General features: G+C 48.8%; 8 protein-coding genes. All 8 read left to right on the top strand.

The window, feature by feature from the left end; translation table 11 throughout:
* Positions 1 to 60 precede the first annotated feature (60 nt).
* The 8 genes from KVT36_RS22040 (at position 61) to KVT36_RS22005 (ending at position 14,347) form a co-directional block, all read left to right on the top strand.
* Complete coding sequence (locus tag KVT36_RS22040) at positions 61 to 1,260, top strand: hypothetical protein (protein WP_254640138.1); 1,200 nt, start codon at positions 61 to 63, stop codon at positions 1,258 to 1,260.
* A 371-nt stretch (positions 1,261 to 1,631) separates the two neighbouring features.
* On the top strand, positions 1,632 to 4,703 hold the full coding sequence (locus tag KVT36_RS22035; RefSeq protein ID WP_217605606.1) for a TonB-dependent receptor: 3,072 nt from the start codon (positions 1,632 to 1,634) through the stop codon (positions 4,701 to 4,703).
* Between the two features lie 64 nt (positions 4,704 to 4,767).
* Positions 4,768 to 6,273: a RagB/SusD family nutrient uptake outer membrane protein gene (locus tag KVT36_RS22030; protein WP_217605605.1), complete on the top strand. Its 1,506-nt coding sequence runs from the start codon at positions 4,768 to 4,770 to the stop codon at positions 6,271 to 6,273.
* Between the two features lie 155 nt (positions 6,274 to 6,428).
* Positions 6,429 to 9,311, top strand: coding sequence for a glycoside hydrolase family 38 C-terminal domain-containing protein (locus KVT36_RS22025; RefSeq protein WP_217605604.1), 2,883 nt, complete (start codon positions 6,429 to 6,431; stop codon positions 9,309 to 9,311).
* Between the two features lie 23 nt (positions 9,312 to 9,334).
* Positions 9,335 to 11,182, top strand: coding sequence for a class I mannose-6-phosphate isomerase (locus KVT36_RS22020; protein WP_217605603.1), 1,848 nt, complete (start codon positions 9,335 to 9,337; stop codon positions 11,180 to 11,182).
* Positions 11,179 to 12,468 (top strand): MFS transporter, encoded by a 1,290-nt coding sequence (locus tag KVT36_RS22015; protein ID WP_217605602.1) that lies wholly within the window; start codon positions 11,179 to 11,181, stop codon positions 12,466 to 12,468. The genes KVT36_RS22020 and KVT36_RS22015 overlap by 4 nt, the downstream gene beginning before the upstream one ends.
* The gene (locus tag KVT36_RS22010) at positions 12,447 to 13,328 is read left to right on the top strand and encodes an ROK family protein (RefSeq protein WP_217605601.1); all 882 of its coding nucleotides are present in this window, start codon (positions 12,447 to 12,449) and stop codon (positions 13,326 to 13,328) included. The genes KVT36_RS22015 and KVT36_RS22010 overlap by 22 nt, the downstream gene beginning before the upstream one ends.
* A gap of 158 nt (positions 13,329 to 13,486) precedes the next feature.
* Positions 13,487 to 14,347 carry an ankyrin repeat domain-containing protein gene (locus KVT36_RS22005; protein ID WP_217605600.1) on the top strand — a complete coding sequence of 287 codons (861 nt, stop codon included), beginning with the start codon at positions 13,487 to 13,489 and terminating at the stop codon, positions 14,345 to 14,347.
* Positions 14,348 to 14,365 lie beyond the last annotated feature (18 nt).

The following is a 14,365-nucleotide window of genomic DNA, read 5'->3' as shown; positions in this document are numbered from 1 at the left end:
TTGCTAAATGGTTTTACTGGGTTCACACAGAGCAGGAACAATACTTTAGCCACCTCCATTTTGGCTGATAGCCGCTTAGATACGATCCAGGCAAGAGCATTACGTTTACTTACCGGGTTTGCTGCAGGCACTTCCTATGGGGAAGTATGGATCCGCGATTTTAATACCTTCATAAAAGGATCATTACAGGTACATCCAAAAGAAAAAGTAAAGGAAATGCTGCTGCTGTTCTTTAAAATGCAGGGCAGCGATGGTAATATAGTAGACGGCGTTATTGATGCACGCAAAGCCACCGGCGGTTATCAATACAGGTATTCTAAACTGGCGCCCGGATGGGCAGCGCATAAGAACACGGTAGAAACGGACCAGGAATCATCCCTGGTGCAGGCGGTTAGAAAATATATTGACGCTACCGGCGACCATTCCATTCTGCAGGAAAAAATAGGCGACAGCACGGTATTACAGCGTATGGAAGCAGCTTTCAGCTACCTGCTGAAAGAAAGGTACTCCGCTAAATACGGCCTTATCACCGGCGCTACCACCATTGACTGGGGAGATGTGCAGCCTGAAACCGGCTGGGGCGTAGCCATTAACAACAAAACAAAATGGAGCATTGATATTTATGACAATGCCATGTTCGTAATAGCTGTGCAGGATTTCCTGGCCATGCAGCCAAAAGAATACCAGGCATCCAAAGACTGGAAAAAGATTGCCGCAGATATCCGCCAGCATGTACGCATGCACCTGTGGCAGGCCGGTAAACAAAAATATATTCCACACCTGTACCTGAACGGCAGCCCGTTCTCAAACGCATTTAACGAACAGGAGATCTTATATACCGGTGGCAGCACCTGTGCTATACTCGCCGGCTTTCATGATCATGTAGAAATTGCAGCCATCAACAAACAAATGGTAACAGCTGCAGCTAAAGAAAAACATGCCACTATTGGTATCACAGTATACCCGCCCTACCCGGCCACGGAATTTCCGAACATGAAACCTTATGTGTATCAGAATGCCGGCGACTGGACCTGGTTTGGCGGCCGCATGATACAGGCGCTTATTGCCAATGGATTTATAGAGGAAGCCACCCGTGAGCTGGATCCCATCCTGGAAAGAGCTTTAAAATATAAAGGCTTTTACGAGTGGTATGATGTGCAAACCGGTGAACCAAAGGGGTCAAAAGATTTTAGGGGGGAAGCAGGTGTTTTGTTCGATGTTATTACATTATTGAAACAATGGGCTGTACAGCATAAATAGCTGTTCTGCTTAATAGACTTTTAAAGGATTAAACTTGTTATTTAAGTATCTCGTTAGGTATTGGAGCATCACGTCAGGTATTAAAGTCGTAAACTGTTGAACGTTATTCTTAGATCAATCACGTCATCTCGTAACTGAAATTAAATTATTAGAAACCAAAGCTTAAACCAAAGTAACAGCTATACATAAACCAGATCAGGCGATCTATTGGTAAAACCAATAGTTGTTATAGTCGTAAACTATTGAATATTATTCGTAAACCAAATTCCGTCATCACATAATTCAAATTAGAAACCAAGGCTAAAAAATCAAAGTAACATCTATTCGTAAACCATTTCAAGCAATCTATTCGTAAAACCAAAATACCTGTTATGAAAAGAAAGTTTATCTATTATGCCATTGCATGCATGCTGCTCTCCATAAATGCAATGGCCCAGCTTAAGGTAAGCGGGCGGGTTACCAATGCCAGCGATAAAACGCCGCTGCCCAATGTAACCATACAGATAAAAGGTACCAGCAACGGTACTATTACCAGTGAAAGCGGCACTTTTACCATACAGGTGCCTGATGCCAGCTCCGTATTAATTTTCTCTTTTACGGGTTTTACCAGCAAAGAAGTAACCGTAGGTAATCAAACTAACATCAGTGTTGCGCTCGAAGAATCAGCCAGCCAGCTGAATGATGTAGTGGTGATCGGTTATGGCTCTGCCAAAAAATCTGACCTTACCGGTTCAGTAGCTTCTGTAAAGGCAGAACAGCTGATGGACAGGCCCGTACCCAACGTATCACAGGCCCTGCAGGGTAAAGTAGCTGGTGTGGATGTAAACATCAACAGCAGCGCTCCCGGCCAGGTAGCTAAGGTGCGCATCCGCGGTATTGGCTCCATTAACTCTAACATTGATCCGCTGTACGTAGTGGATGGGGTAATTGGCGTAGACGCGAATGCGCTGAACCCCAGCGATATCGCTTCCATTGAAGTGCTGAAAGATGCATCTTCCACCGCTATCTTCGGTGCACGTGGTGCAAATGGTGTGATCATCGTGAGCACCAAACGTGGCGTACGCGGCCAAACCCGTGTAAGCTATGAAGGCAATGTGAACGTAAGTGAGCTGTATCGTCACCTGCCTACACTGAACTCAGATGAATTTGTAAAAACATATAACCTGGCTTTTGCCAATGCTACCAAATTCGATCCTGATCATGGTACCTGGGCGCCGGACAAAGCCCTGAACCACACTAACTTCCCTCTGCTGTTTGATGCTAACGACAAACCGCTGTACAACACCAACTGGGAAAAAGAAGTGTACAAACCGGCTATATCCCACAGCCATTACATTAACGTACAGGGTGGTAGTGAAAAGTCTTTATTCAGCTTATCAGCAGGTTACCTGGATCAGGATGGTCTGATGACACAATCCTGGTTCAAACGTTATTCTACCCGTTTAACCTTTGATAATGATGTGAACAAATGGCTGAGCGTAGGTGGTAACGTTTCCGTTATTTCCAGCAAACAACGTGTGGTATCTGAGAGTAACGGCAGCCTGAACGTACCCCGCATGGTGAGTGAAGAAGTGCCCATTTTACCGGTAAAGTATCCTGATGGCAGCTGGGCAGGCAACTTTGATATTGCCGGCCTGGAAGGCGGTCCCAACCCGGTACACATTGCAAATAACAGGTACACGCTCAACAATAACCTGCAGGCTATTGGCGATGCTTACCTGAACTTTCATATCACCAAAGACCTGGATTTTAAAACAGACTTTGGTTATAACCTGAACTCTCTCAAGTCTAACTATTTCTCTTCAGCCGATCTGCCGCACTTATCACAAGACCAGGGCGGTGTTGCTATCATTAACAACAACACCAACACTTACTGGCAGTCTGAAAACTACCTGACCTGGAATAAGAAGATCAACGAACACCAGCGCATGACCGCCCTGGTAGGTATCTCTTTCCAGCGTTATAACAACGAAAATTTCAATACAGAAGAACAGAACTTCATCAGTGATTTCTTCCAGTATCATAACCTGAATGCAGGTTCCGTACGCCAGGCCATTGGTTCCGGCGATTACCAGTGGTCCATGAACTCTTACTTTGCGCGTGTTACCTATAACATTAACGAAAAGTACCTGTTCACCGCAACCGGCAGGTATGATGGTTCTTCCCGTTTTGGTGAGAACAATAAATACGCGTTCTTCCCGTCAGTAGGTGCAGGCTGGAACATCAGCCAGGAAGAGTTTATGAAAAAGGCAAGCTGGATAGATCTGCTGAAACTCCGCGCCAGCTATGGTATTTCCGGTAACCAGGAAATTGGCCAATACCTTTCACAGCCGCAGATCGTTGCTGATAACACTCCGCTTGGAGGCGCCAACGCATCCATTCTGCTGCCCGGTTATCTTGGTAACGCGGACCTGAAATGGGAACGCTCCCTGCAGTTTGACGCCGGTTTGGAATTTGCCATCTTTAACGGCCGCATTAACCTGAACCTGGACTACTACCGCCGAACTACAAAGGATCTGCTGCTGCAGGCGCCCATTCCCTGGTCTGCCGGTATGCGCACTGCCAACGTTTACCAGAACGTAGGTTCCGTACGTAACAGCGGTATAGAAGTGAACCTGCAAACGGTGAACGTTAAAAGCCAAAACTTAACCTGGACCACCAACTTCATCTTCACCTCCAACAAGAACGAGATCCTGAACCTGAACCGTGGTAATGCAGACATTTTCCCTGGTCCTAACTTCCTGGGCCAAACCAACGTACTGCGTGTAGGCCAGCCTATCGGCTCTTTCTATGGTATGACCCGCCTGGGCACCTACAGCACCGACGAAGCAGCTGAAGCAGCACAACACAGCCTGCTGCCCGGCGACCGTAAATACATTTACAATGCAGACGGTACTCCGTACTACAGCATCATAGGACGCGCCTATCCGAAATGGACCGGTATGTTCAGCAGCACCCTGAAATACAAGAACTGGGATTTCTCCTTTGACATTCGTGTAGTACAAGGTGTAAATGCTGCCGCAACTTTCAAACACTCTACAGAAGACCGTCAGACACTGGCCAACAGCCTGAAAACGGTACTGGATGCCTGGACGCCTGAGCACCAGAACACCATGATCGCACAGGTACGCAGCTATAAATTCACACAGGATTCTCACTTTGATACCTGGTGGGTAGAGGATGCATCTTTCATCCGCGGTCAGAACTTTACGCTGGGCTACAACTTCCCCGAATCTATGTTCGGCCGTACGAAGATCAACCGCTTACGCGTATACGCCAGTGTACAGAACCTGTTCGTGATCACAGACTACAGCGGTTATGATCCGGAAGTTGAAACCTTTAACACTACTTACGGTTCTAACAGTGCGTTTTCACAAAACCTGGATTTCTTCTCCTACCCCCGTCCCCGCGTGTGGAACCTGGGTGTATCACTGGGCTTTTAACAGCTAAGTGAAACGGATGTAATGATGTTCCTTTAAACCAAGTGAAAACAAAAACTTAAGAAAAATGAAAACAGTAAAAAATATATTATTAGCGGCGCTGGTGCTAACGAGCTTTTCCTGTAAAAAGTTCCTGGAAGAAAAGCCCACCGGTTTTATTAAACCCGGCACCCCGCTTTCCGGCGTTAAAGTGGCCCATGCATTTGCCAATGGCTGCTACGAAGATCTGCAAGGCTTCCTGGCCGGGCAGGATGGTTCCTACGGCGGTAACACTTATAACCTGATGGAGTTTATGACCGGTAAGGCTAACAGCGACCTGGGGCAAACCGGCTATGTAACCTTCCAGAACCTGAGCTATGGTGCTACCTCTTTTTACGTGGATACCTGGTGGCGCCGCCTGTACCAGGGTGTAGGCGCCTGTAACTCTGCGCTGGAAAACCTGCCTAATGTTACAGATGTACCGGACGCAGATAAAACCAATATGCTGGCAGAAGCCCATGCACTGCGCGCTTTATACTACTTCTGGCTGGTACGCATGTACGGTGCTGTTCCCATGGTAACTGCTATAGCTAAAGGGGCAGATGAAACCTACGTTCCCCGCACACCGGCAAAGGATATTTATGATAAGATCATTATTCCTGATCTGCTGGAAGCTGAAAAATCAACGCTGCCCTGGTCAGACAATACCGGTCATATATCCATGGCTGCTGTTCAATCCATCCTGGCAGATGTGTACCTGACTTACGCTGGCGCAGCTATTAACGGTGGCGCTACCAACTATGCAGAAGCTGCCAAACATGCCAAGCTGGCTATTGATAACGGCGGCGCTTCCCTGTTCACTGAATACAGGGACATGATTAACCCGGCAAATAAGAACAAGGGAGAATTCATTTTCCAGGTGCAGTACGATGCTTCTATACCCTCTAACAACCCGCTGACACCGCTGCTTATTCCGAACTACTCAGGGATCTCACAATACTCAGATGAATATGGTTCCGTGTATCCCACCAACCAGTTCATTGCATCTTTCCCCGCGGGCGATAAGCGCGTAAAAGAGCGTCAGTTCTTTTTTACCAAGTATAAAAGCAAGAGCGGTACAGATACCATTACGTTCCGCCATCCTTACATTTACAAATACTTTGATTCATCTGCAGTAGTTAACACTGCCAAGTCAAACCTGAACTATACGCTGTACCGCCTGGCCGATGTATACCTGTTGTATGCAGAAGCATCTAACCGTGCAGAAGGCGGGCCCAATGCCGATGCCATTAAGTACGTAAATGCTATCCGTGCACGCGCACAGCTGGCGCCTATTGGTGCTTTAGGACAGGCTGCCTTTGAGCAGGAAGTATGGCTGCAGCGTTATTATGAGCTGTGTTTTGAGAACAAGATGTGGTTTGATATGATACGCACGCGCAAAGTACATAACGATGTAACCGGCGCCTGGGATAATTTTGTTGGACACAAAACTGTATTCAACGCAACGTTTGCAGAAAAGCAATTACTGTTCCCGCTTCCCAAACAGGAAACGGATGTGAACCCTGCTATTTTGCCTAACAATCCTGGCTTCTAATATTGTTCATACAAAGTGTAAAAAGCCCACCGGAATCCGGTGGGCTTTTTTTGTTTTCAGCACTTGTCCATTTCCGCTGAAAATCCCATAAATAAAGAATTTTAGTTGGAGAAGTGCGAATATGTATATATGTTTGTACATATAGAACTGCACGTATGAAAGTAAGACTGTTTAACCTGGTTGCGCTCACCTTTTTATGCGGTACTGCCGCTTATGCGCAACAACAACCCTCCTTTACTTCTGTTGCCTTACAGCCTACTACTGCTTACCTGCAGCATAATGGCAAAACATGCAGAATGGCGCGGCTGGTATTTCACGGCGGCCTTAGTTATACAGGCGGGCAGCTGTATATTTCAATTAACGGCTTGCAGGACAGCCTGCCCATAGCCCCTGCAGCAGCAGGTTTGAAAGATTATGAAGTTCCTTTACCCGGCGCGCCTGTTACAAAGGATGAGCAGGTGTATGTACGTTATACTTCCGGCGGACAGCAGTACACCGCCCGCTGCATAGTATCGCCTGCACGTACAGACTGGAAGGTATATGTAATGCCGCACTCCCATGTGGATGTTGGTTATACCAATGTTCAGTCAAAAGTGCTGGCCATTCACATGAATAACATTGATGAAGCCATTAAGATAGCAGAGCGTTCTGCCGCTTATCCTGCGGAAGCGCGTTTTAAATGGAATACAGAAGCCATTTGGGTGGTGGAGCATTACCTGGCTTTATCTGATGAAGCAAAACAGCGCCGCTTCTGGGATGCTGTTAAAAAAGGATGGATCAACCTGGATGGCGGTTACGGCAACATTAACACCAGCGCCACCAGCGCCGCGCAGCTCATGCATATGTTCTACACCGGCGTTCGTTTGGGTAAGGAGCATGGTTTAACTGTTAACTCTATGTTCCAGGGTGATGTACCCGGCGCTTCCTGGGGCCTGGCTGCACAATCGGATATTACCGGTGTGCATTATTTCCTGAGCGCGCCCAATGCATCGGACCGTATTGGCAGCGCAGACCAGTGGCGCGATAAACCTTTTTACTGGCAGTCGCCTTCCGGCGGGCAAAAGCTGCTGTTCTGGCAATCTTCCCCCTACTCCATCGGTTACCAGATCAAAGGCAATAAGATCCCTAACTTTTTCACGATAGAAGACCCCAAACCTTATTACACCGGCCACCCGGAAGAAAATTTCCTGGATCCCTTTTTGTTTGATTACCTGGCTAAGCTGGAGCAAAAAGGATTTCCCTATAACATGACCTTACTCACCTGGGCTATGAGCGATAATGCGCCTATAGACCCGGAGCTGCCGGAAGCAGTAAAAGCCTGGAATGAAAGGTATGTTTCTCCCAAACTGATCATCACCTCTGCCAAACAATTCTTACAGGATTTTGAAAGCACCAATAAAGATAAGATCCCACTGGTAGCCGGTGATTATACGGAGTTCTGGACAGATGGCATTGCATCTGCCGCACGGGAAACAGGCATTAACCGCAATGCCTCTGACCGTCTGCAGCAGGCCGGGGCCATCTGGGCATTACGGGGTAAGCCCAATTACCCTGCCGCTGATTTTGATACGGCCTGGACCAACATCATTATGTTCAATGAGCATACCTGGGGCGCCTACAACAGCGTTTCGCACCCGGAGTATCCCCAGGTTATATCCCAATGGAACTACAAACAGGCTTTTGCATTAAACGGAGCAGCTCAAACCAATGCGCTGCTTACTAAAAGTGAGGCAGGCGAAGCCACTACTACCAGTGCGGTAGATGTGTTCAATACGCTTTCACAGCGCCGCACAGAGCTGGTAGTAGTGCCTGCCTCACTTAGCAACGCAGGCGACCTGGTAAAGGATCATAAAGGCAATAAAATGCCTTCCCAGCGCCTGAGCAGCGGGGAGCTGGCGTTCCTGGTACAGGATATACCGCCTTTTTCCAAGCAGCGTTTCACCATTCAAAAAGGAGCTGCCTATATAACGGACAAGGCTACTGTAAAAGACAACACCTTACAGAATGGTATTTATGCCATTACCCTGGATGAAAAGACCGGCAACATTACCCGCCTGCAAAAGAAAGGCAGCACCGTAAACCTGGCCGATTCAGCAGGGCTGAACCAATACACCTACCTGCCCGGCGACTCTGCTGAAAAAATACAATACGCCGCCAATGCCCGCATACAGGTAAAAGAAAAAGGCCCGCTGGTAGTAAGCCTGCTGGTAAATGCAACGGCGCCCGGCGCCAATGGGCTGCAGCAGGAAATTAAGCTGGTAGCAGGTATAGACCGTGTAGAGCTGATTAACACTATTGATAAACAAGCCATCGGCAACAAGGAAAGCGTACACTTTGTATTCCCTTTCCACGTGCCCGGCGCGCAGGTACGTTACAGCATTCCCTGGGGCAGCATTACAGCAGAAGCAGACCAGCTGCCTTATACTAACCGTAACTGGTATACGCAGCAGCGCTGGGTAGATGTATCCAATAAAGACATGGGCGTTACCTGGAGCAGCCCGGATGCGCCCCTGTTTGAAATAGGCCGCTACCCTACCGCCGGTTTAATAGGCGGGCTGCACTTTTCCCCCTTATGGCGCTCTTTTACGGAGCAGCAGCCGGTTATTGCATCATGGGTAATGAATAACCTATGGCATACCAATTTCCGCCGCGACCAGCAAGGCCCCGCCACTTTCCACTATTACCTGCAGGTGCACAAAGCCTATGATGTAGTAGCCGCCAATCAATACGGCCTGGCCAACCACCAACCGCTGGTAGCTGCAGCAGCCACCGGCGCAGCAGAGGAATCATTGTTCTTCAGCATAAATGCCCCCACTGTTTACGTGGAAAATATAAACCCTGCCCGCAATGGTAAAGGCGTGCTGCTGCAGCTGGTAAATGCCGCTGCCGCACCGGCACAGGTAAACCTGCAGCCAAAGGACCATAGCGGATTAAACGTTCACCAGAGCAATCTGCTGGAAGAAGATGGCAATGAATTAGGCAGCACGTTTACCATACCTGGCAAAGGTATTATGATGATACGCGTTACAACCCGGTAAAGAAAACTGACAGGTACTACACTATGGATACAACAACACAGGGGCCGCTTATGAACAGCGGCCGGGAAAAGCAGCTGGAATGGAGAGAAAGCTCACAACCCTTATTGCCGCTGCACAATCACAGGCAGCCGGCTAACGGTTATAATATTTACCCAACGCATGCGCTGGGCAATGGAAAAATATTTTCCGGTTATGCCACGCTGGCTGCCTGGATAGCCACACAACCTATAGTGCTGATAGATGGCTATACCGGCATTTGCTGGGATACCGTGCAGCAGGCATTAGACCAGGAGCTGCTGCAGCAGGGCCTGCGCGTAAAATGGCATTATACCGCACCATTGCTGAAACCAGCGCAGGAGGTACAGCAATTAGTAGCGCCTTTTATTGGCGAAGAAGGGGATGTTTGGGGCACAAGGACCACGCTCACATTAACAGACTTCTTTAAGCCCGGCGCGCTGAATACCCCGCAGCTTGATGCCAGCGCTATTCACATTGTGATAGGTACCGGCGCTGCATTAACACATACACTGGCCCCGGTAATTTATTTAGACCTTCCCAAGAATGAGCTGCAATACCGTATGCGTGCGGGTGCCGTTACCAACCTGGGTAACACGCAGGTGGAAGTTTATAATGAAATGTACAAACGCGCCTATTTTGTGGACTGGGTGGTGCTGAATGATTATAAACAATCCCTGGGCAAACGCATTACCATTATGGCAGATACCCAGTGGCGCAATACGCTTACCTGGATATTTAACGCGGATCTGCAGGCAGGCATTGAAAGCTTAAGCCGCAACACTTTCCGTGTACGGCCCTGGTTTGAAGCCGGCGCCTGGGGCGGGCAATGGATGAAGGAACATATTCCCGGCCTGAACCGGGAGGAAACGAATTACGCTTGGTCTTTTGAAATGATTGTGCCGGAAAATGGAGTAATATTTGAAAGCGATCATAACCTGCTGGAAATTCCTTTTGAATGGCTGATGTTTTACCAGCATAACGCCATTTTAGGTAACCATGCCGCCATTTTCAAATACGAGTTCCCCATCCGTTTTGATTTCCTGGATACGTTTGACGGCGGTAACCTGTCTATACAATGCCACCCTGCCCTGCAGTACATACGCGACAATTTTGGAGAGAACATTACGCAGGATGAAACCTATTACATACTGGATTGTAAAGACGATGCCGGTGTGTACCTGGGTTTTCAGCAGGGAATAAACCCGGCAGCTTTCCGTAACGCGCTGGAAAACAGCCGGGATAACCAGCAGCCCCTTAACATTACAGACTACGTGCAGCTGCACAAAGCAGCAAAGCACGATCTGTTCTTAATACCTAACGGTACCATACATAGTGCAGGTACTAATAATCTTGTGTTGGAGATCAGCGCCACACCGTATATTTTTACGTTTAAAATGTATGACTGGTTAAGACCGGGCCTTGATGGCAAGCCCCGGTCCATCAGCATAGACCATGCATTCAACAACCTGGATTTCAGCAGACAGGGAGCTCTTGTTACGCAGCAGTTACGGTCAGTACCCACTACTATTAAAGCGGGTACGGATTGGCAGATTGTACACGTACCTACCCATGCTGTTCATTTTTATGACGTTCACCGTTTGGAGTTTGATACCACCATTACCGTACCTACCGGCAACTGCTGTTTGGTGCTGATGCTGGTAGAAGGTACTTCCATTAACGTAACTACTGCCAGTGGGCAAACAACGGTATACCATTATGCGGAAACTTTTGTAATACCTGCAGCAGCGGACGTTTGCACCTTTACCAATAACGGCAGCGAACGCGCAAAAGTAGTACAGGCTTTTTTAAAACCGGAACACCCGCTCTTTAGCGATCTTATTTCAGGAAAATGACACGATCATCAACACATAACAACTTGGCGCTTACCACGCTCATAGCCTCCCTGGGTGGCTTCCTTTTTGGTTTTGATATGGCCGTGGTATCCGGCGTGCTGCCTTTTGTACAGCAGCAGTTTGACCTCTCGGCTGCACAGCAGGGCTGGTTTGTATCCTCTGCACTGGCAGGCTGCATTATTGGGGTGATCTTTGCCAGTGACCTCAGCGACCGGCTGGGGCGTAAAAGGCTTATGCTGCTGGCAGCCCTCTTATTCCTGTTTGCAGCTATTGGCTGCACCTTCATACCGGTATTTGCCTGGCTTATAATGGCACGTATCTTTAGCGGCATGGCAGTAGGCATTGCTTCCAGCGTAGTGCCCTTATACCTGTCTGAAATAGCGCCGGATCACCAACGGGGGCGGCTGGTTACCTTTTACCAGCTGGCTATTACCATCGGTATTTTTATTGCTTACCTGAGCAATGCCCTGTTATTACAATATGCATCAGAAGCAGGCGGGCTGGCCCTTTGGCGTAAAATGTTCGGCGTAGGTATTATACCTGCTATCCTGTTCCTGCTGGGCGTAACAATTATTCCTGAAAGCCCGCGCTGGTTAAAACAGCAGCAGGAAAGCGCTACAGCGGCTGCACATACCAACAGCGGTTACGGGCAGCTTTTTGCGCCGGCTTACCGCCGTGCGCTGCTGATAGGCATCTTACTGCCGCTGTTCTCGCAGTTCAGCGGTATTAATGCCATTATTTATTACGGGCCTACCATCTTACACCAGGCCGGCATTACCATCAGCAACTCTTTATTAAGCCAGCTATTCTTTGGCGCTGCCAACGTTTTCTTTACGCTGTTTGCTATCTGGAAAGTAGATAGCTTAGGCAGAAGGCCCCTGTACCTGTGGGGCACTGCGGGTGCAGCTGTTAGCCTGGTATTAACGGGTATTTGTTTTTATACCGGCGCTACCACCGGCATTTACCTGCTGCTTTGCGTGCTGGCCTTCCTGGCTTTCTTTGCCTTTTCCATAGGCCCGCTGAAGTTTGTGATAGCAGCGGAAATATTCCCGGATCATATCCGCGCCAAAGCATTATCCTTTAGTATAATGGTTATGTGGGTAGCAGATACTATTGTGGGGCAGCTAACGCCCATGCTTTTAAACGGCATCGGCACAGCGCCTACCTTCTGGTTCTTTGCGCTGTTTTGCGTACTGGCATTTATTACGGTTTATAAATTGGTTCCGGAAACCAAAGGACAATCCATAGAACAAATTCAGGCACATTGGAACAAAGTAATGCATTAAACAGCCGGCACCCCGTAGTGCTGGGAGCAGATATTGGCGGATCGCACATCACGACCGCATTAATAGACCAGCAGCGCAGAATGCTGGTACCGGGCTCTTTTCACCGCGAGCAGGTAAATGCCCAGGGCACTGCGCCGGAGATCATACAGGCATGGAGCAGGGTAATGCGCTTAAGCATGCAGGCCGCCGCAGGCGTGCAGCAGATAGGTATTGCCATGCCAGGCCCTTTTAAGTATGAAGAAGGTATTTCCCTTATTAAAGGTTTGCATAAATATGAGGCGTTATATGAGCTAAATGTAAAAGACCTGCTGGCGCAGGAGCTGCAGCTGCCTGCATCGCACATTAAAATGGCTAATGACGCGCAGTGTTTTTTACAGGGCGAGTTATACAACGGGGCTGCCAAAGGCAGGCTGAATGCCATGGGTTTTACGCTGGGCACCGGCTTTGGATCGGCCATAGCGGAAAATGGCATTGTAAGGGATGCGGCTTTTTTTGATACGCCTTTCCTGGCATCCCGGGCAGAGGAATATTTCTGCGCCCGCTGGATCATGCAGCGGTACCGGGAGCTGAGCGGGCAAACCGCTAAAAATGTAAAGGCCATTGCAGATGTGGCGCAAACAGAACCGGCCGTAGCAGCCCTGTTCCATGAATTTGGCGCTAACCTGGGCGCCTTCATAGCTGCTTTACAGCCCACACCGGAGCTGGTAGTGCTGGGCGGAAATATTGCGCAAACCTTTCCCTTATTTAAAACCGGCCTGCAGGAAAAAATGCAGGCATACAGTTTATCCACGTCATTTGTGTTATCAGCGCTGGGCGAGCAAGCCTCCCTTTTTGGCGCTGCCGGAATGCTGCCTTCATAAGGCAGCATTCTACATTTTTTCTTGTGCATGAAAATTGTTACATTTCTACCGGATGGCTATAGTACCATCCGGTATTTTCATTTACAACACATACGCTCAACCAGATCTTTGCCAACCGACTGGATTTAATGTTCGTGTTCTTCTATCAATCTTGTGTTATGGACAAACCGGAAATTCCACACCCCCTGTTCCGTGAGGCCCTTGCGGCTATAGATGCAGGGGATACCACTGCGCTGGAACAATTGCTGGCGTTACATCCGGAAATAGTGAGCGAGCGGCTGGAAATGCCTGCAGAGGGCTACCTTAAACAACCTTACCTGTTATGGTTCATTGCAGATAACCCCATCCGCACCGGTACCCTGCCCGATAATATTACAGACAGCGCAGCTGTTATTATACGCGCTATTCAGCAGCATGCGCCGGGTACATTACAGCGGCAGCTCAATCATACCTTGGGCCTGGTGGCTACCGGCAGCACGCCCCGCAACTGCGGCGTACAGCTGCCATTGATGGATCTTTTACTGGATGCAGGCGCTATAGCCAATGGTGCGCTGGGCGCATTAGCCCATGGCAATGTATCAGCAGCCAAACACCTGCTGGAACATGGGGAAGCCCTTACCCTGCCCGTAGCCGCCTGCCTGGGGCTTACCAGCAGCGTAGAACGGCTGGGGCCTGATGCCGGTAAGGAAATAAGAGAAGTGGCTTTAGCAGCTGCCGCCTATTACGGACAAACAAACATTATTACCCTGCTGCTGGAAATGGAGCTGGATATAAACGCCTTTCCACATGCAAAATGCAGTTTCCATAATCATGCCACGGCCCTGCACCAGGCAGTATCTTCCGGCTCACTGGATACTGTAAAGATCTTGGTGCACGCCGGCGCCCGGCTGGATCTTAAAGACAAAATATTCCAGGGTACGCCTTTAGACTGGGCAGAGTACCTGCAAAACGAAGAAAAAGATGACATTGCCAAACGGCAGCTGGCCCGCATTGCCGCTTACCTGCGTACTGCCGCCTAATAACTTCCTGTTGCTGCT

The organism is Chitinophaga sp. GbtcB8 (assembly GCF_019091455.1).
Lineage (GTDB): Bacteria > Bacteroidota > Bacteroidia > Chitinophagales > Chitinophagaceae > Chitinophaga.
Note: the sequence above shows the minus strand (reverse complement) of the source record. Positions and strands in the feature narration are given on the sequence as shown.

Coding starts and splice junctions, on each gene's coding strand:
- KVT36_RS22025 (WP_217605604.1), top strand. CDS start 6,429: ATGAAAGTAAGACTGTTTAACCTGGTTGCGCTCACCTTTTTATGCGGT.
- KVT36_RS22015 (WP_217605602.1), top strand. CDS start 11,179: ATGACACGATCATCAACACATAACAACTTGGCGCTTACCACGCTCATA.
- KVT36_RS22005 (WP_217605600.1), top strand. CDS start 13,487: ATGGACAAACCGGAAATTCCACACCCCCTGTTCCGTGAGGCCCTTGCG.
- KVT36_RS22030 (WP_217605605.1), top strand. CDS start 4,768: ATGAAAACAGTAAAAAATATATTATTAGCGGCGCTGGTGCTAACGAGC.
- KVT36_RS22020 (WP_217605603.1), top strand. CDS start 9,335: ATGGATACAACAACACAGGGGCCGCTTATGAACAGCGGCCGGGAAAAG.
- KVT36_RS22035 (WP_217605606.1), top strand. CDS start 1,632: ATGAAAAGAAAGTTTATCTATTATGCCATTGCATGCATGCTGCTCTCC.